This window comes from Burkholderia sp. Ax-1720 (assembly GCF_011753035.1).
GTDB lineage: Bacteria > Pseudomonadota > Gammaproteobacteria > Burkholderiales > Burkholderiaceae > Burkholderia > Burkholderia gladioli.
Window position 1 is genome coordinate 1 of sequence record NZ_VWWK01000050.1, and the last position, 21,113, is coordinate 21,113.

General features: G+C 67.5%; 20 protein-coding genes and 1 pseudogene. 12 read left to right on the top strand and 9 right to left on the bottom strand.

Annotated features, from left to right (window positions below; all coding sequences use genetic code 11):
* Window positions 1–448: 448 nt before the first annotated feature.
* Entirely contained in the window at window positions 449–586 is a 138-nt protein-coding gene (locus F3J18_RS16630) for a hypothetical protein (RefSeq protein WP_013691309.1), read from the bottom strand.
* 732 nt (window positions 587–1,318) lie between these two features.
* On the opposite strand from F3J18_RS16630, the gene F3J18_RS16635 reads away from it, so the two are divergent.
* On the top strand, window positions 1,319–2,581 hold the full coding sequence (locus F3J18_RS16635) for an MFS transporter (RefSeq protein ID WP_025099962.1): 1,263 nt from the start codon (window positions 1,319–1,321) through the stop codon (window positions 2,579–2,581).
* Window positions 2,582–2,711: 130 nt separating this feature from the next.
* Here F3J18_RS16635 and F3J18_RS16640 read toward each other — a convergent pair whose 3' ends face one another.
* Both F3J18_RS16640 and F3J18_RS16645 read right to left on the bottom strand, forming a co-directional pair.
* Entirely contained in the window at window positions 2,712–3,431 is a 720-nt protein-coding gene (locus F3J18_RS16640) for a YceH family protein (RefSeq protein WP_166913385.1), read from the bottom strand.
* A gap of 95 nt (window positions 3,432–3,526) precedes the next feature.
* Entirely contained in the window at window positions 3,527–4,435 is a 909-nt protein-coding gene (locus tag F3J18_RS16645) for a LysR family transcriptional regulator (RefSeq protein WP_025099964.1), read from the bottom strand.
* A gap of 143 nt (window positions 4,436–4,578) precedes the next feature.
* Between F3J18_RS16645 and F3J18_RS16650 the strand changes: the two genes are divergently transcribed.
* The 4 genes from F3J18_RS16650 to F3J18_RS16665 all read left to right on the top strand — a co-directional run bounded on the left by F3J18_RS16650 (window position 4,579) and on the right by F3J18_RS16665 (window position 9,708).
* On the top strand, window positions 4,579–5,451 hold the full coding sequence (locus F3J18_RS16650) for an NAD(P)-dependent oxidoreductase (RefSeq protein ID WP_166913386.1): 873 nt from the start codon (window positions 4,579–4,581) through the stop codon (window positions 5,449–5,451).
* 69 nt (window positions 5,452–5,520) lie between these two features.
* The gene (locus F3J18_RS16655; RefSeq protein ID WP_166913387.1) at window positions 5,521–7,038 is read left to right on the top strand and encodes an aldehyde dehydrogenase family protein; all 1,518 of its coding nucleotides are present in this window, start codon (window positions 5,521–5,523) and stop codon (window positions 7,036–7,038) included.
* A 47-nt stretch (window positions 7,039–7,085) separates the two neighbouring features.
* Window positions 7,086–8,420 (top strand): DUF3100 domain-containing protein, encoded by a 1,335-nt coding sequence (locus tag F3J18_RS16660; protein ID WP_025099967.1) that lies wholly within the window; start codon window positions 7,086–7,088, stop codon window positions 8,418–8,420.
* 97 nt (window positions 8,421–8,517) lie between these two features.
* Complete coding sequence (locus tag F3J18_RS16665; RefSeq protein ID WP_166913388.1) at window positions 8,518–9,708, top strand: M20 aminoacylase family protein; 1,191 nt, start codon at window positions 8,518–8,520, stop codon at window positions 9,706–9,708.
* A gap of 78 nt (window positions 9,709–9,786) precedes the next feature.
* Here the strand turns inward: F3J18_RS16665 and F3J18_RS16670 are convergent, their stop codons facing one another.
* Together F3J18_RS16670 and F3J18_RS16675 are read right to left on the bottom strand one after the other, a co-directional pair.
* Window positions 9,787–10,323, bottom strand: coding sequence for a hypothetical protein (locus F3J18_RS16670; RefSeq protein ID WP_166913389.1), 537 nt, complete (start codon window positions 10,321–10,323; stop codon window positions 9,787–9,789).
* Window positions 10,320–12,836, bottom strand: a complete 2,517-nt coding sequence (locus F3J18_RS16675; RefSeq protein ID WP_166913390.1) for a DUF6531 domain-containing protein — start codon at window positions 12,834–12,836, stop codon at window positions 10,320–10,322. The genes F3J18_RS16670 and F3J18_RS16675 overlap by 4 nt, the downstream gene beginning before the upstream one ends.
* A gap of 304 nt (window positions 12,837–13,140) precedes the next feature.
* On the opposite strand from F3J18_RS16675, the gene F3J18_RS16680 reads away from it, so the two are divergent.
* From F3J18_RS16680 to argE, 5 genes are all read left to right on the top strand, one after another.
* Window positions 13,141–14,481: an NAD(P)/FAD-dependent oxidoreductase gene (locus F3J18_RS16680; RefSeq protein ID WP_166913391.1), complete on the top strand. Its 1,341-nt coding sequence runs from the start codon at window positions 13,141–13,143 to the stop codon at window positions 14,479–14,481.
* The gene (locus F3J18_RS16685) at window positions 14,481–14,915 is read left to right on the top strand and encodes a RidA family protein (RefSeq protein ID WP_025099971.1); all 435 of its coding nucleotides are present in this window, start codon (window positions 14,481–14,483) and stop codon (window positions 14,913–14,915) included. The genes F3J18_RS16680 and F3J18_RS16685 overlap by 1 nt, the downstream gene beginning before the upstream one ends.
* A gap of 75 nt (window positions 14,916–14,990) precedes the next feature.
* Window positions 14,991–15,428, top strand: coding sequence for a RidA family protein (locus tag F3J18_RS16690; protein ID WP_166913392.1), 438 nt, complete (start codon window positions 14,991–14,993; stop codon window positions 15,426–15,428).
* A 20-nt stretch (window positions 15,429–15,448) separates the two neighbouring features.
* Entirely contained in the window at window positions 15,449–16,126 is a 678-nt protein-coding gene (locus F3J18_RS16695; protein ID WP_166913393.1) for a DUF1028 domain-containing protein, read from the top strand.
* On the top strand, window positions 16,119–17,315 hold the full coding sequence (gene argE / locus F3J18_RS16700) for an acetylornithine deacetylase (protein WP_230678028.1): 1,197 nt from the start codon (window positions 16,119–16,121) through the stop codon (window positions 17,313–17,315). The genes F3J18_RS16695 and argE overlap by 8 nt, the downstream gene beginning before the upstream one ends.
* A 55-nt stretch (window positions 17,316–17,370) precedes the next feature.
* Here argE and F3J18_RS16705 read toward each other — a convergent pair whose 3' ends face one another.
* Window positions 17,371–18,426: an Ldh family oxidoreductase gene (locus F3J18_RS16705; protein ID WP_025099974.1), complete on the bottom strand. Its 1,056-nt coding sequence runs from the start codon at window positions 18,424–18,426 to the stop codon at window positions 17,371–17,373.
* 52 nt (window positions 18,427–18,478) lie between these two features.
* Window positions 18,479–18,634, bottom strand: a pseudogene (locus F3J18_RS16710) (anion permease); the annotation flags it as partial.
* On the opposite strand from F3J18_RS16710, the gene F3J18_RS16715 reads away from it, so the two are divergent.
* Window positions 18,579–18,911, top strand: coding sequence for a hypothetical protein (locus F3J18_RS16715; RefSeq protein WP_152554450.1), 333 nt, complete (start codon window positions 18,579–18,581; stop codon window positions 18,909–18,911). The pseudogene F3J18_RS16710 and the gene F3J18_RS16715 sit on opposite strands and share 56 nt — an antisense overlap.
* 72 nt (window positions 18,912–18,983) lie before the next feature.
* Window positions 18,984–19,268, top strand: coding sequence for a hypothetical protein (locus tag F3J18_RS16720; protein WP_081060875.1), 285 nt, complete (start codon window positions 18,984–18,986; stop codon window positions 19,266–19,268).
* Between the two features lie 42 nt (window positions 19,269–19,310).
* Here F3J18_RS16720 and F3J18_RS16725 read toward each other — a convergent pair whose 3' ends face one another.
* Together F3J18_RS16725 and F3J18_RS16730 are read right to left on the bottom strand one after the other, a co-directional pair.
* The gene (locus F3J18_RS16725; protein WP_166913394.1) at window positions 19,311–20,234 is read right to left on the bottom strand and encodes a LysR family transcriptional regulator; all 924 of its coding nucleotides are present in this window, start codon (window positions 20,232–20,234) and stop codon (window positions 19,311–19,313) included.
* A 174-nt stretch (window positions 20,235–20,408) separates the two neighbouring features.
* Window positions 20,409–21,089, bottom strand: coding sequence for a GntR family transcriptional regulator (locus F3J18_RS16730; protein ID WP_166913395.1), 681 nt, complete (start codon window positions 21,087–21,089; stop codon window positions 20,409–20,411).
* Window positions 21,090–21,113 lie beyond the last annotated feature (24 nt).

Consider the following 21,113-nt stretch of genomic DNA (forward strand, 5'->3'; position numbering starts at 1 on the left):
CCGTGCCGCTGGCGTCGGCGGCCGAGGCGGCCGACGTGTGGGCGGCGCCCGCGAGCGCGAGCGTCAGGGCGGTCGCGTGCAGCGGCCGGCGCGCCGCCATGCGGCGCCGGGATGGTCTGTTGGTTGGCATCGGGTCGAAATCGCGGTGGGTCGGTCGGCATGGTGCGATCGCACGCATGACCGGATGCGGATAGTAACGGTAATGAGAATGGTTATCAATCTCGAAATAATGACGGTCGGCGTGCGCGCGACTGCAACGGAATCGGGGGAAGCGAGTGCGCGGGCCCGTGCGACAAGGCTGGGCGGCGGCCGCGAGGAGATTGGGGACGGCGGGGGGAAAAGCGTGGGTGGGGAGGTTCGTGGCGCCCGACAGGGGTTCGGGTGCCGCTCCAGCCTGGTGCCGGCGCGCCCGCCCTGGGGGCGGGGCGCGCCGGCGCCGCCGGGCCGGTCAGGCGAAGATCGCCCGGATGCGCTGGAAGCAGCGCACCAGCAGCGGCTTGCGGTCGTCGAGGTCGAGCATCGCTTCGTAATGCGTGCGCGATTCGTCGACGTGCGGGAGTTGCGACAGCAGAAGGCCGAAATTCATGATGAGGCTCCGTGCGGCGGACGCTCGGTCTCGCCGCTTCAGCGGGCGCGGGCCTCTGCCGCCTGATGGCAATCCCGGGGATGCCGGGTCAGACGGCCGGATGCTCGCCGCGCCCAGTTGGGTAAAGGGTCTTGCGGCATAAGGGGCAACTGGGGCAACTGTCGCTGTTCATGGCGGGCTCCTGGTCGGTTGGCCATCGCGGCGGGCGGCGCCGGCGCCGGCCCGGGAAAGGGCGCGCGCGGGCACGGGCCGCCGGACGGCGGGACCGGATCGCGTACGCAAGGAGGGCGTGGCGCGTTCCGGCGCTTCAGCGATGCACGAGGAGGGGACTGCGGATACTGCCGCGCGCACCGTTTGCCTGGTCGGCGAACGGCAGCGTGAGACGGGGCTGGCGTCGGTCGATCAGGCGGAAATGTCGTGGGAAGGTCGACAACTGCTGGCGTCCAAGACGTCGGCTCCGAAAGTGAGGATTCGCGATTCTAGAGAGCCCGGCGAAGCCGCGTCAAGCCCGGCCGGCCGGGCTTCCTGTGGATTTTTGTGCAGGGCATGCTGGCGAGGTTCGCCGACGGCGCGGGCGGCGCGCCGTGGAGCCGCCCGCGCCGACGCGGTATGCTTCGGGCCGCCGCCGGAAGCACCCGGCCGTCGGCGGGTTTTTGCCGCCCTGAGCATTTGCCCTGCATCGGCCTTTCATCGGGCCCGTTTTGCCGCGACTCCCACCTTCGCCTGACCGAGATGCCACCGAATTCCTCACCTGCCGCCCCCGGCGCCGTCGCCTCCACCGCCTCGCCGGAGCCCGTCTCGCGCTATGCCTGGAAGGCGCTCGCCGGCTCGGCGATCGGCTACGCGATGGACGGCTTCGACCTGCTGATCCTCGGCTTCATGCTGCCGGCGATCTCGGCCGCGCTGAAGCTCGACGCCGGCCAAGCCGGCGCGCTGGTGACCTGGACCCTGGTGGGCGCGGTGGCGGGCGGCCTGATCTTCGGCGCGCTGGCCGACCGTCATGGCCGCGTGCGCGTGCTGACCTGGACCATTGCCCTGTTCGCGGTGTTCACCGGCCTGTGCGCGCTGGCCCAGGGTTTCGCCGACCTGCTGGTCTATCGCACCATCGCCGGCGTCGGGCTGGGCGGCGAATTCGGCATCGGCATGGCGCTGGCCGCCGAGGCCTGGCCGGCCGCCAAGCGGGCGCGCGTATCGTCCTATGTCGCCCTGGGCTGGCAATGCGGGGTGCTGCTGGCCGCGCTGCTCACGCCCACCCTGCTGCAATGGATCGGCTGGCGCGGCATGTTCGCGGTCGGCATGCTGCCGGCGCTGGTGGCCTGGCAGTTGCGCAATCGCCTGCACGAGCCCGAGCCCTTCGTGCGCACGCGGCAGCCGGGGCGGGCGCCGGGCTTCGGCGCGCGTTTGCGCATGCTGTTCGCCGATGCGCGCACGGCACGCACCAGCCTCGGCATCGTGATCCTCTGCGCGGTGCAGAACTTCGGCTACTACGGGATCATGATCTGGCTGCCGACCTTCCTGTCGAAGCGGCTGGGGTTCTCGCTGACGAAGTCGGGCATGTGGACCGCGGTGACGGTGCTCGGCATGATGGCGGGCGTCTGGGCCTTCGGGCAACTGGCCGACCGCATCGGCCGCAAGCCGACCTTCCTGCTCTACCAGGCGGGCGCGGTGGTGATGGTCTGCGTCTATGCGCGGCTGAGCGACCCGGCCGTGATGCTATGGGCCGGCGCGCTGATGGGGATGTTCGTGAACGGCATGGTGGGCGGCTACGGCACGCTGATGTCGGAAGCCTATCCGACCGCCGCGCGCGCCACCGCGCAGAACGTGCTGTGGAACCTGGGCCGCGCGATCGGCGGCTTCGGGCCGCTGGCGGTGGGCGCGCTGGCGGCGCGCTATTCGTTCACGGTGGCGATCGCGGCGCTGGCCGCGCTCTATGTGCTCGATATCGTCGCCACGCTGGTGCTGATTCCGGAGCTGAAGGGGCGGGCGCTCGACTGAGTCGCGCGTCCGTCGTTCGGCGCTGGTGCTTCAGGCATCCAGCGCTTCAGGCATTCGCCGGCTCAAGCATCCGGCGCTTCGGGCGGCCAGCACCTCAGGCGTCAAGCACCTCAAGCGCCAATCGCCCCCCTCAGGCATCCGCCTCGGGCGAGCCGGCGTCGATGCCGAGTTCGCCTGCCATCCGCTCGACCAGCGCGCGCAGCCGCGCGACTTCCTCGGCGAGCCGATCGTGATCCTCGCGCAGGGCATCGAACTCGGCCGTCGACAACCCCTCCACGGCGCCGCCCTCGCTGCCCGCGCGCGGCGCGGCATACGCGCCGACGTCCACTTCCCCGCAAAGCAGGTGCATCCAGCGGCTTTCGCGCGCGCCGGGCGCGCGCGGCAGCTTGACGACCAGCGGCGTGGCGCGCTCGGCGAGTTCCTCCAGGAAACCTTCCACCGACGACACGTCGGCGAAGCCGTGCAGGCGCGCCGAATTCAGGCGCAGCTCGGCCGGCGTCTGCGGGCCGCGCAGCAGCAGCACGGTCAGCAGCGCGACGGCCTGGCTCGGGATGCCGAGCACGCGGTTCAGGTTGTGCTCGAAGCGCGGCACGCGGCTGCTGCTGCCCTCGAACACCAGGCTGACCAGCTTCAGCTCCTCGATCGCGCTGAGCACCTCGGCCTCGCTCGCGTTCATCACGGGCGCGCGCGCGGTCTTCTGGTTGCAGCCGGCCGTCAGCGCGTTCAGCGAGAGCGGGTAGGTATCGGGCACGGTGTGCTGCTTCTCGATCAGCACGCCGACGATGCGGGCTTCGAGGGCGGTGAGCGCACGCAGGGCGCGCGGGGCGGGAGTGTCGTTGGGCGTGTTCATCGTGCGGGAGGGATGGAATCGGAGGAAGGCGGATGAAAGCGTTGCCGCGATGATATACGCTTGCGGGCGTTCCGCTAAGCCCGACGCGCCGGCGCCTAGCGGAACGCCCGCATCTGCCCCGTCATCATCTGCAGCATCTTGTTGGCGGCCACCGAGAGCTTGCGGCCCACGCGCGTGACCATGTGCGCCTCGGCGTTCTCTAGGATCGGATGCGCGATCTCGATCGCGAACAGCTCCCTGGCCTGCAGCTCGGCGGCCACCGCGAAGGCCGGCATCACCGAGATGCCGAGCCCCGACTTCACGAACTCCTTGAGGATCGCGAAGGAGTTGGTGGTGACGATCGGCCCGAGCCGCACGCGCTCGGCATATTCCACGGCCTCCATCATCTGCCGCGTGCCGTAGGACGGGTGGGTGGCCGCCAGCGGGTAGGTGGCGAGCTGCTGCACCGTCAGCACCTTGTGGCCGCGGCGCGGGAAATCCGGGCCGACGATCGCCATCATCGGCTGCCGCTTGGAGGCGCGCGACACCAGCTTGGGCTCGGTGGGCGGGTTGTAGACCAGGCCGATCTCGCCCTCGTCGTTCGAGATCTTGCGGATCACGTCGTTGGTGCTGCCCACGTCGAGATTGACGCGGATCCCCGGGAACTGCCGGCAGAACTGCTGCATCGGCCCGGCCAGCAGGTCCGAGACGAAACCCTCGCCGAGCACCAGGCTGACCTGGCCGGTCTTGAGCCCGCGCAGCTCCTGCAGGCGCGAGATCAGGTCGTCGCGGTGCGCGAGCTGCTCGCGGAAATACTCGATCACGCAGCGGCCCGCCTCGGTGGGCGTCACGCCGCGCGCGTGGCGCTCCACCAGGGTGGCGTCGAGCTCCTTCTCCAGCAGCCCGATCTGGCGGCTCACGGCCGAGGGCGCCACGTCGAGCCAGTCGGCCGCGGCGCGGATCGTGCCGCAGCGCACCGCCTCGTAGAAATAGATGATCCGGCTGTCGGTGAGGGTATCGCTCATGATTCGAGTGTTCTAAAAAAGAGAACAATATCAATATTGGCGTTGATTGATTATACGGATCGCCGGACCGAACATCGTGGCCATGCAAGGCGGGCGCAAGCTGGCGCGCCGCCCTCGAACCAACAGTTATCGGGAGTCGTCGGATGAAAACGGTGGGCGTGATCGGTCTGGGCAACATGGGGCGCGGCATGGCCGGCTCGCTGCGGCGCGGCGACTACACGGTGCTCGGCTACGACGCGGCGCCCGGCGTGGCGCTCGCGCTGGCGGGGCAGGAGGTGTTGTCGGCGCGCGATTCGGTGGCCGAGATCGCCCGCGACGCCGATGTGCTGCTGCTCTCGCTGCCGACCTCGGCGGTGGTCGAGGCGGTGGTGCTGGGCGCCGGCGGCGTGCTCGAAAACGCCAGGCCGGGCACCATCGTGATCGACACCACCACGGCGGACCCCGACAGCACGCGGCGCGTGGCGGCGGCCCTGGCCGAGCGCGGCATCGGCCTGGTCGACGGCCCGGTGAGCGGCGGCCCCAAGGGCGCGGCCACCGCCACCATGACCATGGTGCTGGGCGGCTCGGCCGCCGATATCGAGGCGGTCGAGCCGATCCTCGCGGTGATCAGCGCCAAGCGCGTGCACGTGGGCCCGGTGGGCGCCGGCCATGTCACCAAGCTGCTCAACAACCTGCTGACCGGCGTGCACCTGCTGGCCGCCAGCGAGGCGGTGCGCACTGCGCGCGCGGCCGGCGTCGATCCGGAAAAGCTGGTCGAGGCGCTCAACGGCGGCTCGGGCCGCAACAGCGCCACGCTGACCAACTACCCCACCTGGATCTTCAACGGCAAGTTCGATTCCGGCTTCACCATGAAGCTGATGCGCAAGGACGTGCGGCTCGCGCTGGGCCTGCTCGACCAGTTCGACAGCGTCGCGCCGGTGGCGCGCGAGGCGGCGCGCCTGTGGGCCGCCAGCGAGGAATACGTCGCGGACGGCGAGGACTTCAACCGCATCGTCGACTTCCTCGATCCGGCCTGAGGCCGGGCGGCCCGCGCCGCGATCGAGCCCGACGCCCGACATTCGACGATCCAGACACGGAACCCAGACATGACCCAGCACGCAGACCAGTTGCTCGCCGCCTTCGCGCATTTCTTCCCCGGTGCCGCCACCATCGGCTCGTATATCGACGGCGAACTCGTCGCCGGCCAGGGCGAGCCGATCCAGCTTCACGACGCGGCCACGGGCCAGGCCACGCTCGCCTATCGCGACGCCGGCGCGGCCGTGATCGACCACGCCGCCGAGAGCGCGCGCCGCGCACAGCGCGTATGGTGGGCGCTCACGCATGCCGCGCGCGGCCGCGTGATGCAGGAGGTGGCGCGCGCGATCCGCGCCGAGGCCGAGGCGATCGCGCGGCTGGAGGCGCTCGGCTCGGGCAAGCCGATCCGCGACTGCCGGGGCGAAGTGGCCAAGGTCGCCGAGATGTTCGAGTACTACGCGGGCTGGACCGACAAGTTCTACGGCAGCGTGATCCCGGTGCCGAGCTCGCATCTCAACTACACGCGCCGCGAGCCGGCCGGCGTGGTGCTGCAGATCACGCCCTGGAACGCGCCGGTGTTTACCTGCGGCTGGCAGGTGGCGCCCGCGGTGGCGATGGGCAACGGCGTGCTGCTCAAGCCCTCGGAGCTGACGCCCTTCACCTCGCTGGCGGTGGCGATGCTCGGCGAGCGGGCCGGGCTGCCGCGCGGCCTGGTCAACGTGCTGGCCGGCTTCGGCCATACCACCGGGCAGGCCGCGATCGCGCATCGCGTGGTGAGCAAGGTGGTGTTCGTCGGCTCGCCGGCCACCGGCGCGCGCATCGCCGAGGCCGCCGCGCGCCGCGTGCTGCCCTGCGTGCTGGAGCTGGGCGGCAAGTCGGCCAATATCGTGTTCGCCGATGCCGACCTCAAGCGCGCCGCGCTGACCGCCCAGGCGGCGATCTTCGCCGGCGCGGGCCAGAGCTGCGTGGCCGGCTCGCGCCTGCTGGTGCAGCGTGCCGTCTACGATGAGTTCGTCGCGATGGTGGCCGCTGGCGCGCGGAAGATCCGCGTCGGCGCGCCGCTCGACGATGCGACCGAGGTGGGCCCGATCAACAATCGCAAGCAATACGAGCACGTGATGACGATGATCGAGCGCGGCGTGGCGGCAGGCGCCACGCTCGCCGCCGGCTCGGCCGAGCGCGTCGAGCCGGGCCGCGGCGGCTACTTCGTGGCGCCCACCGTGCTGGCCGGCGTGTCGAACGCGATGGAGGTGGCGCGCACCGAGATCTTCGGGCCGGTGGTGGCCGCCATCCCGTTCGACACCGAGGAGGAGGCGATCGCGATCGCCAACGACACCGAGTTCGGCCTGGCCGGCGCGGCCTGGACCACCGACGTGGCGCGCGCGCATCGCGTGGCCGCGCAGGTGAACGCCGGCACCTTCTGGGTCAACGGCTACAAGACCATCAACGTGGCCTCGCCGTTCGGCGGCTACGGCATGAGCGGCTACGGGCGCTCGAGCGGGGTCGAGGCGCTGTACGAATACACGCAGACCAAGAGCGTCTGGGTCGAGACGGCCGAAGCGCCGCCGACCGCGTTCGGTTATCTGTAACACCGGCCCGCATCCGACGGCAGCCGGGCTTCAAGGGGAGACTCGTCATGGAACACGCACTGGGGATCGAGCGCCGCGAGCTGGGCGGCGCGGCCACCGCCAAGGTCCTGCTCTACGCGGCCGGCATCCTGCTGGTCGCCGAATGGATCGGCTCGTTTACGTTCAAGCTCGGACCGGGCAAGGTCGTGCTGCTGCCGATGATCTGGGCGCTGCTGCTCGGCGCCGCGGTGGGGCTGGCCAGCGCGCGCTGGAACAGCAGCGCGCGCCTCAGCGTGCCCGACCAGTTCTTCGCCGCCGCGATCCTTCAGCCGGCGCTGCTGCTGTTCGTCTCCAAGCTGGGGCTGATGGTGGGCAGCGCGCTGCCCAAGCTGGCCTCGGCGGGCTGGGCGCTGGCCTTCCAGGAGTTCGGCCATTTCGTCGGCACCATCCTGCTCGGCCTGCCGCTCGCGCTGCTGCTCGGCATCAAGCGCGAGGCGATCGGCGCGACCTTCTCGGTGGGCCGCGAGCCTAGCCTGGCGATCATCGGCGAGAAGTACGGCATGGATTCGGCCGAGGGCCGCGGCGTGCTGGCCGAGTACCTGACCGGCACCGTGTTCGGCGCGGTGTTCATCGCCGTGTTCGCGGGCTTCGTGAGCAGCCTCGGCATCTTCGATCCGCTCGCGCTGGCGATGGGCTCGGGCGTCGGCTCGGGCAGCATGATGGCGGCTGCCTCGGGCGCGATCGCCGCGCAGCAGGACCCGGAGACGGCGAAATCCGTGCTCGCCTTCGCCGCGGCCAGCAACCTGATCACCACCACCATCGGCACCTACTTCACGCTGTTCATCTCGCTGCCGCTGGCGGTCTGGGGCTATCGCGTGCTGGAGCCGCTGATCGGCCGCACCACCAAGGCCTCGGCGCAGCCCGAGGCGGCCAGCCCGTCGCTGGGCGAGGTGCGCACCGAGGCGCCCACGCTCGGCTACGGCGGCAAGCTGCTGGCCTGGATCGTGACGGCGGCGATGGCGCTGGTGTGCGACTGGATCGCCCATGGCACCACGCCGCTGGTGGGGCTGCCGGGGATCGCGATCATGGTGGTCGCGACGATCGTCGGCGATGCGCTGGCGCGCGTGACGGGGCGGCGGATTCCGGCGGTCTGCTGGGTGTCGGTGGTGGCGATGTTCCTGACCTCGCCGTGGTGCCCGTGGGCCTCGCAGATCGCCGCGCTCAGCTCGCACAACGATTTCCTCGGCGTGACCACGCCGATGCTGGTGTTCGCCGGGCTGTCGATCGCCAAGGACATCCCCGCTTTCCGCCGGCTCGGCTGGCGCATCGTGCTGGTGTCCTTCGTGGCGAACGCCGGCACCTTCATCGGCGCGACCCTGGTGGCGCAACTGTTCCATATCTGATGTCTCGCGTCGCGGCGGCGGGCGGCACGGGCAGGGCCGGTGCCGCCGTTGCCGTCGCTGCCGCGACGCGAGGACCGACAAGAGCCTTCCCATCCGCATGAAACTGATCGATTCCATCGTCGCGCACGCCGACGAACTGACGGCGATCCGCCGCGATATCCACGCCCATCCCGAGGTCGGCTACGACGTGTTCCGCACCTCGGCGCTCGTCGCCGAGCGGCTCGAGCAATGGGGTTATGCCGTCACGCGCGGCGTCGGCCGCACCGGCGTGGTCGGCACCCTGAAGCGCGGCGGCAGCGCGCGCGCGATCGGCCTGCGCGCCGACATGGACGCGCTGCCGGTGCAGGAGGCCAATACCTTCGCGCATCGTTCGACGGTGCCCGGCGCGATGCACGCCTGCGGCCACGACGGGCACACCGCCATGCTGCTGGGGGCCGCGCGCCATCTGGCGCGGCACGGCGAGTTCGACGGCACCGTGCAGCTGTTCTTCCAGCCGGCCGAGGAAGCGGGCGGCGGCGCGCGCGCGATGATCGAGGACGGGCTGTTCGAGCGTTTCCCGGTGGATGCCGTGTTCGGGCTGCACAACTGGCCCGGCATCGCGGCCGGCGATTTCGCTGTGCGCCCGGGGCCGCTGATGGCTTCCACCAGCCTGTTCCGGATCAACCTGCGCGGCGCCGGCTGCCACGCGGCCATGCCGCACCTGGGGCGCGATCCGGTGTTCGCGGCGGGGCAGGTGCTGAGCGCGCTGCAGGGGATCGTCACGCGCAACCGCAATCCGATCGACGGCGCGGTGCTGTCGGTCACGCAGGTGCACGCGGGCGAGGCGATGAACGTGGTGCCCACCGATGCCTGGCTGGGCGGCACGGTGCGCACCTTCTCCGAGGCCACGCTCGACCTGATCGAGACGCGCATGCGCGCGGTGGTGGCCGCGACCGCCGCAGCCTTCGATTGCGAGAGCGAGGTGGATTTCCAGCGCCAGTATCCGGCGACCGTGAACGACCCCGAGCAGACGGCGCTGGCGGTGGCGGTGATGCGCGAGCTGGTGGGGGAGGCGCATGTGAACGCGGCCGTCGATCCGACCATGGCGGCGGAGGACTTTTCGTTCATGCTGCGCGAGAAGCAGGGGTGTTATGCCTTCCTCGGCAATGGCGTGGGCGATCATCGCGTGCACGGGCACGGCGGCGGGCCTTGCCTGCTGCATAACGCCAGTTACGACTTCAACGATGCTCTGCTGCCGGTGGGGGCGAGTTATTTCGTGCGGTTGGTGGAGCGGGTTTTGGGGCGGTAGGGGCTGATTTTTTGAAGCGATCGTGAGGAGCGAGCGCCGGCGGTGCGATCCCCGGTGGCGCTCGTCGGATAAGTGTTTTCAGTCGTTCGCGGGGGAGCAGTATGGCTCGATGCGAAAATCCTCGACGGGCTCAATGAAGAAGCGGTAGTTGCTTTGGGCAGCCTTCATGATGTCGGGCTGTCCAGAGAGAACGCCGGTGTCCCATGACCGATCGCCGAATATTATCCATTCACCCTGCTCCGGCATGACAACATATTGCTGGCCATTGTCCGCCAGGGAGTCCGCGGGGTTGCCTCCTGGATCACGATTCAAAATTTCGAAGAAATCTTTCTCGGTGTTGTAGCTGTTGTGAACGAATCCCGGGAATTTCTTGAAATTTTCATGAAAATAATTGAATGGATCGGGGTCCAGGATGATTGTCCAGAAACTGGAGTCTCCCTTGATTTTCAGTAGGTGTTGAATCAGCTCGAAAAAATTCGAGGTCCGAAGGTCGGATGATTCGAAGTAAAGCATGGTTTCCCGTCGTTGGGTCCGAAGGGATGTTGTTTCGGACACGGCGCGGCGCCATAGCGGCCTGAAGGTGTTCTCGTCGAGGATGAAGTCGATCATGCTCATGATTTTGGAAGTCGTATTTTAAGGGTGTATTTTCCTGCTCCGCGAGGCGTGAATTCGGCCGTCGGCGGCCCGGTTTTCGAGTATTCCCTGACCGAATACTTCGCGCCGTTTTTTGTGAAAATTTCTACTTTTCCGTTGGTGCTCAGGGTTCTCGTCCAGCCGTCTCTGAGTAAGTTCGCTCCAAATTCCGATTTTGGAACATCGGTAATGATGTTCGTTACGCCGAATCCTTCCGTTTTTTCTACATACATCGACTTTATACGCCCAGGCGGAATTCCCTCCACTTCCGCCGTGGCTGCCGGCTTGCACTTCGCCTTGGCACGTTCGAGCTTCTCGGCCGCCTTCTTCGCGCCCTGACCGATGCCATACCTGATAGCCGGATTCTTGAGGAGCCTCCAGACGAACGCGATGCCGCGCGCCGCGCCGCCAATCCACCTTGCCCGGCTTTCCGGCAACCCTGCCACGAAGTGGCAGTCGTGACAGACCGTCGACATGGGTATCGACCCGTGGCCAGCGAGAGTGCCGGTGCCGAACAGATCGGCTTGCGGCGCGACAGGCGAATCGCCATGGTTGTAGTTATCGATCCACTGGTTGATTTCCTCCTGGCTGATCGGGAGGTCGGGGCCGTCGTCACGACGATAGATGTCATTGCTGCTTGCCACCGTGCCGGTGCGCGAAATCACCCGGCCGTTCGGTGCGAACTCGAATGCGACCTTGAACAGGCGCTGCGTGCCCTTTGGGTCGAATCTCGCATATTGCTTGAACGTGAAGCGGTCGATTCGGCCGCGCAGGTCGTATCGGATCTTGAACTCGCCCGTCGGATTTCTGCCGACCAGGGCGCGGTGCGCGGCGTCGCGCTGCGTGACGCTGGTCGCGTCGAAATGCGAGGCGTTAGCGCCCTGGATTTCGTACGCATTGCCGCCATAGTCACGGATGACGTACCACCGGCGCAGCACGTTCCCTTGGTTCGACTCGACGACCTTGTCGAGGCGGTTCATGTCCGTGTAGCCAAACGCATAGACTGTCGCAACGGCGCCAGGAACTTTCGGTGCGGCGAAACCATTGGCTCCGGTCGCGTCGGTGGTCGGCGTTTCGCTGATGCTCGCGGTGGTTCCGGTGCTGTTGTAGGTGAATGCCTGGATCAGGTTCGGTGAGGCGATCATCGACGGGCGCAGGCTCGTCGCGTCGGCATATCGGATGGACGTGACCGAGGAGCCCGAGCGGTTCGTGACAGTCGCGCTGACGGGACGTCCCGCTTCGTCGTAGCGGTATTCCGAGGTGCCACCGTCGGCGGCTATATCCTTGACGAGACGGCCGGACGCGTCCCATGTACTGCTGGCGTTGCCCGCCGTCGACGTGCTGGTAGTCGGTCGCAGTACGCCGCCGATCGAGGCCATGTTCAGCGTGGTGGTCTGTCCGCTGCCCACGATGGTGGTGGAACCTGGCCGATAGACGAATTGCACGTCGCGGGTCGAGTCGGGATGGTTGACCGAAACCGCGCGGCCCTTGTCGTCATAAGTCCAGGTAGCGATGCGCGCGCCGACCTCGTCGATCTCGCCGGTCAGCGCGTGCTTGAAGCGGGAGTCCTCGTAGACGTAGCGGTAGACGCTGTTGTCGGGCCAGGTGACCGAACTCAGGTTGTTGTTGGCGTCATAGGCATACCGAGTGACGCGTCCCAGCGGATCGGTCAGGCTCGACAAACGGCGCTGGCCGTCGTAGCCGAGCTTGAGCGTGACGTCCCAGTATCCTTCCGCCGATCCGGCGGCGTGCTGGACGACGTGCGTCAATAGCCCGGAGGCGTCGTAGCTCAGGGTGCGGCGGACCCTGGTGAGGGTCTCGTCATACAGCATCCGGCCCTGCGCCGAGTACGATTCGACCGTCTCCGTGTGAAGATCGGTCAGCAGCCAGCCCGAGGCGTTCCGCGCGAGCGCCAGGCCGGTGAAGCCTGATGCGCGCCATTGGCCTGCTGCTCCCTGGAACGTGACCGGTTCCCCATCCTCGCGGTAGGCCACGACTCTGGCCGCCTGCCCGTCGTCCGCCTTGCTTACGTCGAGCCGACGTTGCCAGTTGTGACTCCAGCCGGCCCCCATCGCACCACCGCCGTTGGCGACCCGATTCGACACGTAGGTCCGCGTGAAAACCATCGGCAATTCGTCGCCACTGACGAAGTCGGAGGCGGCGAGCGTGACCGCGCCGCTGCCGGGATACACCGGATCGGCGACGGGGCACGTTGCCTCCGGCTCCGGCGGTGCCGGCTCTTGCACGGCTGCGGCGCACCACGCACTGATCGCCTCGATATCGTTGATGCACGCGTAGTTGGCCATTCCTCCGGGCGTTCTGCTGGCCACGGTGAGCTCGCAGGTCCGCGATCCCGGTATGGCGCCGGAGCTGGCATAGAGTGCCGAGCAGTCGCCGCTCGCATGGATGTCGAGTGAGGCCAGCAATAGAATGAATGTGATCAGGATCTGGACGACACGGCCCGTCGATCCAGGTAAGGCATGATTTTTTTTCATGGATATCCGCCGATTGAGATGCGTGTTTTTGGAGCCCCTCAGGCATCCGCACAATGCATCCCGGAGCGGTACGACCGCGACCAGACTCGTCAGAAAAACCCTGCGCCGAGACTTTTTGGCACGCCTTCTCCCAAGCCTGGCGGGCTTCGGCGCCCCACCAGCTTTTTCCTAGCCAGCGACCACAAAAAACATCATTTCGCTATTCGTTTTCTCTGAACAGAATTCGATTCATGCCTTTGCGCGCGCGGCCATGCCGTGGGCGACAACGAAACAACAGCCTGAACCGCTTTCAGAGGAACTCGAGATGACAGTCGGGAAAACAGTCGTAGACACGCTCGTGGTGGGCGCCGGGCAGGCCGGCGTCGCGATGAGCGAACATCTGGGCCGGCTCGGCGTGCCGCATCTGGTGCTCGAGCGCGACCGGATCGCCGAGCGCTGGCGCACCGGCCGCTGGGATTCGCTGGTGGCGAACGGTCCGGCCTGGCACGACCGCTTCCCCGGGCTCGAATTCGAGGAGCTCGATCCGGACGCGTTCGCGTCGAAGGACCGCGTGGCCGACTATTTCGAGGCCTATGCGAAGAAATTCCAGGCGCCGATCCGCACCGGCGTGGAGGTGACCAAGGTGGCGCGCAACGCGGGTCGCCCCGGCTTCACGGTCGAGACCAGCGACGGCACCATCGAGGCGAGCCGCGTGGTGGTGGCCACCGGCCCGTTCCAGATCCCGGTGATTCCGCCGATCGCGCCGCAAGCCAGCTCGCTCACGCAGATCCACTCGGCCGACTATCACAACCCGGCGCAACTGCCGGCGGGCGGCGTGCTGGTGGTGGGCGCCGGTTCCTCGGGCGTGCAGATCGCCGACGAACTGCAGCGCGCCGGCCGCGACGTCTATCTGTCGGTCGGCCCGCATGATCGTCCGCCGCGCGCCTATCGCAACCGCGACTTCTGCTGGTGGCTGGGCGTGCTCGGCAAGTGGGACGCCGAGGCGGCCGTGCCGGGCCGCGAGCACGTGACGATCGCCGTGAGCGGCGCGCGCGGCGGCCATACCGTCGATTTCCGCCGTCTCGCGCACCAGGGCGTGAACCTGGTCGGCCTGACGAAGTCCTTCGAGGGCAATGTCGTCACCTTCCAGGACGACCTGGTCGCCAACATCGCGCGCGGCGACGAGAACTACCTGTCGCTGCTCGACGAGGCCGACGCCTATATCGAGCGCAACGGCCTCGACCTGCCGGAAGAACCTCAGGCGCGAGCGATTCCCGCCGATCCCGCCTGCCTGAGCGAGCCGCGCCTGGAACTCGATCTCGCCGCGGCCGGCGTCACCTCGATCATCTGGGCCACCGGCTACGCCACCGACTACCGCTGGCTGCAGGTCGACGCTTTCGACGCGAAGGGCAAGCCGCGCCACCAGCGCGGCGTGTCGGTCGAGCCGGGCATCTATTTCCTCGGCCTGCCGTGGCAGTCGCGCCGCGGCTCCAGCTTCATCTGGGGCGTCTGGCACGACGCGAAGCACGTCGCCGATCACATCGCGACGCAGCGCAAGTACCTCGACTACCGCGACAGCACGCAGCGCGAAGCCGCTGAACCGGCCGACGCGGCCGCCAGCCAGGCGCAAGCCCGGAACCAGACCAGCGAAATGGGAGTGAACTGATGCCGACGCATACCCGTATCCGGATGTTCAACACCAAGGACACCTATCCGAACCAGACGCTCGACAACGACCTGTGCCAGGCCGTGCGAGCCGGCAATACCGTCTACGTGCGCGGCCAGATCGGCACCGATTTCGACGGCAAGCTGGTGGGCCTGGGCGATCCGCAGGCGCAGGCCGAGCAGGCGATGAAGAACGTCAAGCAATTGCTGGAGGAAGCCGGCAGCGACCTCTCGCACATCGTCAAGACCACCACCTACCTGATCGACCCGCGCTATCGCGAGCCGGTCTACCAGGAAGTGGGCAAGTGGTTGAAGGGCGTGCATCCGATCTCGACGGGGCTGGTGGTGAGCGCCCTGGGCCAGCCGCAATGGTTGATGGAGATCGACGTGATCGCGGTGATCCCCGACAACTGGACGCCGCCCGCCGCGGCCTGAGCGGGAACGCTTAGCGCGGACCCATAAGAAGCCGCCGCGGCGCGGCTTCTCGAATCAAGATTTCGAGGTGCATCCATGAGCCAACCGACGCATACCCGTATCCGGATGTTCAATACCAAGGATACCTACCCGAACCAGACGCTCGACAACGACCTGTGCCAGGCCGTGCGGGCCGGCAATACCGTCTACGTGCGAGGCCAGGTCGGCACCGACTTCGACGGCAGGCTGGTGGGCCTGGGCGACCCGCGCGCGCAGGCCGAGCAAGCCATGAAGAACGTCAAGCAACTGCTGGAGGAAGCCGGCAGCGACCTCTCGCACATCGTCAAGACCACCACCTTCCTGATCGACCCGCGCTATCGCGAGCCGGTCTACCAGGAAGTGGGCAAGTGGTTGAAGGGCGTGTTTCCGATCTCGACGGGGCTGGTGGTGAGTGCCCTGGGCCAGCCGCAATGGCTGATGGAAATCGACGTGATCGCCGTGATCCCCGACAACTGGACGCCGCAACCGGCCTGAACCAGGCCAAGGAGCCGAACATGACTTTCTCGATCGTCGGACGATGTCAGGAAACCGGGCAGCTCGGCATCGCGATCAGCTCGTCGAGCATCGCGGTGGGCGCGCGTTGCCCCTGGGTGCGCGCGGGCGTGGGCGCGGTGGCCACGCAGAACGTCACGCTGCCGGCGCTGGGCCCGCAGATCCTCGACCTGCTCGAGGCCGGCCAGCTCGATCCGGCCGCCGCGCTCGATCGCGCGCTGTCGGCGAACGGCTGGAGCAAGTATCGCCAGGTGACGGTGATCGACGGCCAGGGCCGCACGGCGCTGTTCAGCGGCAAGGAATCGCTGGGTCTCTATCACGCCGTGGCGGGCGAGCAGTGCGTGGCCGCCGGCAACCTGCTCTCGCACCAGAAGGTGATCGAGGCGATGGTGCCGGCCTTCGAGGAGGCGCCCGGCACGCTCGCCGACCGGCTGCTGGCCGCCATGCAGGCCGCGATGGCCGCGGGCGGCGAGGCCGGCCCGGTGCATTCGGCGGCGCTCAAGGTGGTCGGCGACGTGGTCTGGCCGATCATCGACCTGCGCGTGGATTGGGCCGACCAAGACCCGATCGGCCAGCTCGCCGGCCTCTGGCAGGCCTACCAGCCGCAGATGGCCGACTACCTGACGCGCGCGATCAACCCGACCGCGGCGCCGAGCTATGGCGTGCCCGGCGATGAGTGAGATCGCCTCCATGCCCGCTGCGGCGGGCCGCCTCGGCAGCCGCGAGCTGCTCGGAAAGCTGATCGGCTTCGCCACTGTCAGCCGCGATTCGAACCTGGCGCTGATCGAGTTCATCCGCGACTACCTGACGAGTTTCGGCGTCGAGAGCGAGCTGTTCTACAACGACGAGCGCAGCAAGGCGAACCTGTTCGCCACCATCGGCCCGCGCGATCGCGGCGGCGTGGTGCTGTCGGGCCATACCGACGTGGTGCCGGTGGACGGCCAGGCCTGGAGCGTCGAGCCGTTCCGCATGAGCGAGCACGACGGCAAGCTGTATGGGCGCGGCACGGCCGACATGAAGGGCTTCCTCGCCTCGGTGCTGGCGGCCGTGCCTGCCTTCGTCGAGCGCGCGCACGAACTCTCGATGCCCGTGCATCTGGCCTTCTCGTACGACGAGGAGGTCGGCTGCCTCGGCGTTCGGCCGATGCTGGCCGAGCTCGAGCGGCGCGAGCCGCGCCCGCGCCTGTGCCTGATCGGCGAGCCGACCGAGCTGAAGCCGGTGCTGGGCCACAAGGGCAAGCTGGCGATGCGCTGCCACGTGAAGGGCGCCGCCTGCCATTCCGCCTATGCGCCGTATGGCGTCAACGCGATCGAATACGCGGCCCGGCTGATCGGCCAGCTCGGCGAGATCGGCCGTCGCCTGGCCGAGCCCGAGCATCACGACGCGCGTTTCGATCCGCCGTTCTCGACCGTGCAGACGGGCGTGATCAAGGGCGGCCGCGCGCTGAACATCGTGCCGGCCGAATGCGAGTTCGATTTCGAGGTGCGCGCGCTGCCCGACTACGACGCGCAGGAAGTGGCCGACGATCTGCGCGCCTATGCCGACGCCGAGCTGCTGCCGAGGATGCAGGCGGTGCAGCCCGATACGGATATCCGCTTCCAGCCGCTGAGCGCGTATCCGGGGCTGGCCACCTCGCCGGACAGCGAGGCCGCTCGACTGCTGGCGCTGCTGTCGGGCTCGACCGAGTTCGGCACGGTGGCGTTCGGCACCGAGGGCGGCCTGTTCGAGCGCGCCGGGATCCCGACCGTGGTTTGCGGCCCCGGCAGCATGGACCAGGGGCACAAGCCCGACGAGTTCGTCAGCCTCGAGCAGTTGCAACGCTGCGACGCGATGCTGGCCCGTTTGGTCGAGCACCTGACGACGGCCTGAAACGACGAACGGCCCGCATGCGAATGCGGGCCGTCTGCCTTGGTCGAGCGGATCCTCAGGCTTGGGTGGGCGGCACGCTCACGCCGAGCTCCCCGGCCATTTGCTCCAGCGTGGCCCAGATCGGCGTGGTCAGCTCGACATGGTCGTGATGCCTGCGGCGATTGTCGGCCTCGTATTCGCCGGGGTACTGCACGCGATCGACGCCGGGCTGCGGCGGGCAGGAGCCCAGGTAGTCGATGAAGGCGCCCACTTCGTGCGAGCGCCAGCTCGCCGAGAAATCGACCTGCGGATTGAGCACGATCGCGAACATGTTGTTGGTGACCATGCCGCGGCGCGGGTTCTCGGGCTGGATCGTGCCGCCGCCCGACAGCACGCCGGCCAGCAGCTCGGCGACGATGCCGAGCGCATAACCCTTGTGGGCTCCGAACGGCAGCAGCGCGCCGGGCGGATCGGCGAACAGCACGTTCGGATCGTTGGTGGGATGGCCCTCGCTGTCGATCAGCGAGCCCGGCGGCGCCTCGCGCCCCTCGGTGGCCAGCACGCGCGTCTTGTTCATGGCGATCGCGCTGGTGGCCATGTCGACGATCAGCGGCGGGCGGTTGTCCGGCAGGGGCCCCGCGAAGCAGAGCGGGTTGGTGGTGAGGCGCGCCTCGGCGCCGCCGAACGGCGCCACCATCGGCGCGCGGTTGGTGACGTTGGTGAAGGCCATGAACACCAGCCCGTCGTGCGCGCACATTTCGCCGTAATGGCCCATGCGCCCCAGGTGATGGCTGTTGCGCAGCGTCAGGATGCACACGCCCTTGTCGAAGGCGCGCGCCTTCGCCTGTTCCACCACCACGCGGCCCACGTGCTGGCCCAGGCCGCGATTGCCCTCGAACAGCAGCAGGTTGCCATGGTCGGTCAGCACGCTGGGGCGGCCGGCCGGATCGACCTGGCCGTCCTCCAGCACCTTGCGGTAGCTCGGCAGGATCGACAGGCCGTGGCTCGCGTAGCCGACGCGATCGGCTTCCACCAGGTGGCGGGCGGTGTCCTCGGCGATATCCTCGGGCACCCGCAGCGCGAGCAGCAGGCGCTTGCCGAAGTCGGTGGCGTCGTGGAGCGGAATGCGCATCTCGGTTCCTCGTGGTGGCTGGTGGATGCAGGCCCGGCGCGATCGCGGCTCTGAGCCAGCCGAGCCAGCGCCAGTAGGTGGCGCCGAAGCCGAGCAGCAGCAGGTAGCCGATCACCGTCACCACGATCCCGACCTTCGCGAACTGGTGGGCCGTGAAGGTGTCGGTGCCGAGGCAGACCATGTTCTGCGGCGCGTTGATCGGCAGGACTCCGGATCGAAACGGCATGCGGGTGAGCGGCATGTCGGCGGGTGGCCTGCCCGGCTCGGATTGCGCGCTCATGCTAACTGTTTTGTCCCGGCGGCGACAAGAGACTCGAAGGACGGCACCGTCGATCCGGAAACATGGCGCGGAATTGATCGACCGCATATCCGGCCTATTTGAAGCAACTCGACCTGGCTTGTTCGTGGGCATCGTTATCGCGATGATGGTCCATCACGATGGAGTCGCGAGTCATCACGGCACGACGACTGAATACATTCCTTGATTCGAGGTTGCGTCCTGCCGGTTGAATGCACGTTTGCGCTGAACAAGACGGCTGTATCAAGGTGATCGTGCGATGAAATTATTTGCCCGCGTTGTTGTCGCGGCTCTGCTTACGCTTCCCGTCCAGATATCGATTGCGTCACTTCCCTGGATGGCTCGGTGGTTCGGCAACGGCGGCGAAGGGTGGAACACCCTGGCGCCGTTGTTCCGCGCCTTGGGCTCAGCCGGCGGCGAACAAAACGAGGATATTTTCGTAGCGGGATTATTACTGATCAGTTTTTCGATCTCCCTCGTATTCTCGTTTGCCCTCTGCACGGGGATTGGTCGACTTCGACGCTCGTCGACGCATCGTTCCTGAGGGCGGCGAGTTCCCTGCCGACGAAGCACTGGTTACCGCCCCTCACCCCCGCGGCACGGAACTCAGCTCCGTCAACCGCTCCCGGCAGAAATCCACGAACAACTGCGCCGGCTTGGTCAACTGCCCGCGCTTGAGCCGCGCGCTCACCAGCCCCGAGCGCGCCACCGGTTCGCTGATGTCGATCATCACCACCTTCTTGCCGTCGTAGGTGCATTCCGAATGCGGGCGCGTGACCAGCAGCGAGAAGCCGAAGCCCTGGCCGACCATGCCGCGCACCATCTCGATCGAGGGCGAGCCGAACACGATGTTGGGCGTGAGGCCGAGCGCATGGAACAGGCTCACGAAGTAGGTACGGCTCGGCTGCACATCGAGCAGGATCATCGGCTCGACGCTGAGGTCGCGCAGTGACACCTGAGACTGCCCGGCGAAGCGATGATTCTCGGGCAGCAGCACATAGGGCTTCTGCGCCGGCATCAGCGGTTCGGTCTCGATGGTGCCGTCGAGTTCGTGGTCGTAGAGGAAGGCGACATCGAAGGTGCCGGCGGTGAGCCCCTGCACCAGCTCCTGCTGCTCGCCGTCGCGGATCCGGATGTTGACGCCGGGGTACAGCTCGCGAAAGCCCGCGATCAGTTGCGGCAGGTACAGGGGCGCCACGGTCTCGAAGCAGCCGATGTCGATCTGCCCCGTCACCACGTCGTTGTCGGCCAGCGCATTCTGCTCGAACTCGTGCGCCATGCGCAGCAGTTCCTGGGCCTTGCGATAGAAGCGCGTGCCGCTCGGCGTGAGCGACACGCCCTGCGCATGGTGGCGGATGAAGAGCTTCACGCCGAAGCTCTCCTCCAGGCCCTTGATCGCGTTCGAGATCGAAGGCTGGGCGATGAAGAGCTGGCGCGAGGCCTCGGCCACGCTGCCGGCCTCGACCGTCGTCACGAAATACTTCAGTTGTCTCAGTGTATAGAAGGCCACGGGTACCCCTGCTGCTGCGCCGATCCAGTCGGCACCTTACCGCAGGCTGCGCAATCGCGTGCGGGCCAGTTGCCGATTTTTATGCTATCGAATGAGCATAAATTTTATCTTCTCGCAGATGGGAAGGATTGGAGCGGTACCGATGCAGGCGCCTGCCGTCATGCGCTGTCCGACTCATTGGCCGGCATCGCTGCCCAGCAGATGCACGATTTCCCGGCCGGTTGTCGCGATGTGAGCGGCCAGGACCTGTTGGGCCCCGGCGACGTCTCGGTCCCGGCACAGGGCGACGATCTTCCTATGATCGTCCTGGGAGTGTGATTTGTAGTCAGACCTGGCCCACAGCAGTCGCAGGTAGGGCTCGAATGCTAGCCGCAGCTTCTCCAGCGTTGCCAAGGTGCGCGGCCGCTCTGCCCTTGCGTACAGGCGCGCATGGAAATCCACGTTCAGGGCGAGTTGTTCATCCATCGTTCGAGTCTTGTCGAGCTTTCGGACGATTTTTTCCACCGCCGAGAAATCCTCGTCGTCCAGGCGCGGAATCGCCCGCGCCACGAGCAGGGTCTCGAGCGCTACCCGCAACTCGACGATCTCCTCCACATCCGCTGGCGATAGCGATGCCACCACCGCGCCGCGGCGCGGAACGATCTCGACGATGCCTTCTTCCGCGAGCAGGCGGAACGCCTCCCGGACCGTGACCTGGCTGACGCCGAACTGTTTCGCGATCGCGTCTTGCCGCAGGGATTCGCCCTGCTTCAGCACCGCCCGGAAAATCGCTTCGCGCAGGGCGTCCGCCACCATGCTGGAGATCGGCTGGCGCTTCTCCTGGATGGAATTGGCCAGGGATGTGAGTTGATCCATAGGGGTTTTTACGTAGCGGAAGTG

What these genes read in the sequence shown, in the direction of transcription:
- F3J18_RS16630 (WP_013691309.1), bottom strand. Translation starts at nt 586, where the DNA reads ATGAATTTCGGCCTTCTGCTGTCGCAACTCCCGCACGTCGACGAATCG.
- F3J18_RS16635 (WP_025099962.1), top strand. Translation starts at nt 1,319, where the DNA reads ATGCCACCGAATTCCTCACCTGCCGCCCCCGGCGCCGTCGCCTCCACC.
- F3J18_RS16640 (WP_166913385.1), bottom strand. Translation starts at nt 3,431, where the DNA reads ATGAACACGCCCAACGACACTCCCGCCCCGCGCGCCCTGCGTGCGCTC.
- F3J18_RS16645 (WP_025099964.1), bottom strand. Translation starts at nt 4,435, where the DNA reads ATGAGCGATACCCTCACCGACAGCCGGATCATCTATTTCTACGAGGCG.
- F3J18_RS16650 (WP_166913386.1), top strand. Translation starts at nt 4,579, where the DNA reads ATGAAAACGGTGGGCGTGATCGGTCTGGGCAACATGGGGCGCGGCATG.
- F3J18_RS16655 (WP_166913387.1), top strand. Translation starts at nt 5,521, where the DNA reads ATGACCCAGCACGCAGACCAGTTGCTCGCCGCCTTCGCGCATTTCTTC.
- F3J18_RS16660 (WP_025099967.1), top strand. Translation starts at nt 7,086, where the DNA reads ATGGAACACGCACTGGGGATCGAGCGCCGCGAGCTGGGCGGCGCGGCC.
- F3J18_RS16665 (WP_166913388.1), top strand. Translation starts at nt 8,518, where the DNA reads ATGAAACTGATCGATTCCATCGTCGCGCACGCCGACGAACTGACGGCG.
- F3J18_RS16670 (WP_166913389.1), bottom strand. Translation starts at nt 10,323, where the DNA reads ATGAGCATGATCGACTTCATCCTCGACGAGAACACCTTCAGGCCGCTA.
- F3J18_RS16675 (WP_166913390.1), bottom strand. Translation starts at nt 12,836, where the DNA reads ATGAAAAAAAATCATGCCTTACCTGGATCGACGGGCCGTGTCGTCCAG.
- F3J18_RS16680 (WP_166913391.1), top strand. Translation starts at nt 13,141, where the DNA reads ATGACAGTCGGGAAAACAGTCGTAGACACGCTCGTGGTGGGCGCCGGG.
- F3J18_RS16685 (WP_025099971.1), top strand. Translation starts at nt 14,481, where the DNA reads ATGCCGACGCATACCCGTATCCGGATGTTCAACACCAAGGACACCTAT.
- F3J18_RS16690 (WP_166913392.1), top strand. Translation starts at nt 14,991, where the DNA reads ATGAGCCAACCGACGCATACCCGTATCCGGATGTTCAATACCAAGGAT.
- F3J18_RS16695 (WP_166913393.1), top strand. Translation starts at nt 15,449, where the DNA reads ATGACTTTCTCGATCGTCGGACGATGTCAGGAAACCGGGCAGCTCGGC.
- argE (WP_230678028.1), top strand. Translation starts at nt 16,119, where the DNA reads ATGAGTGAGATCGCCTCCATGCCCGCTGCGGCGGGCCGCCTCGGCAGC.
- F3J18_RS16705 (WP_025099974.1), bottom strand. Translation starts at nt 18,426, where the DNA reads ATGCGCATTCCGCTCCACGACGCCACCGACTTCGGCAAGCGCCTGCTG.
- F3J18_RS16720 (WP_081060875.1), top strand. Translation starts at nt 18,984, where the DNA reads ATGAAATTATTTGCCCGCGTTGTTGTCGCGGCTCTGCTTACGCTTCCC.
- F3J18_RS16730 (WP_166913395.1), bottom strand. Translation starts at nt 21,089, where the DNA reads ATGGATCAACTCACATCCCTGGCCAATTCCATCCAGGAGAAGCGCCAG.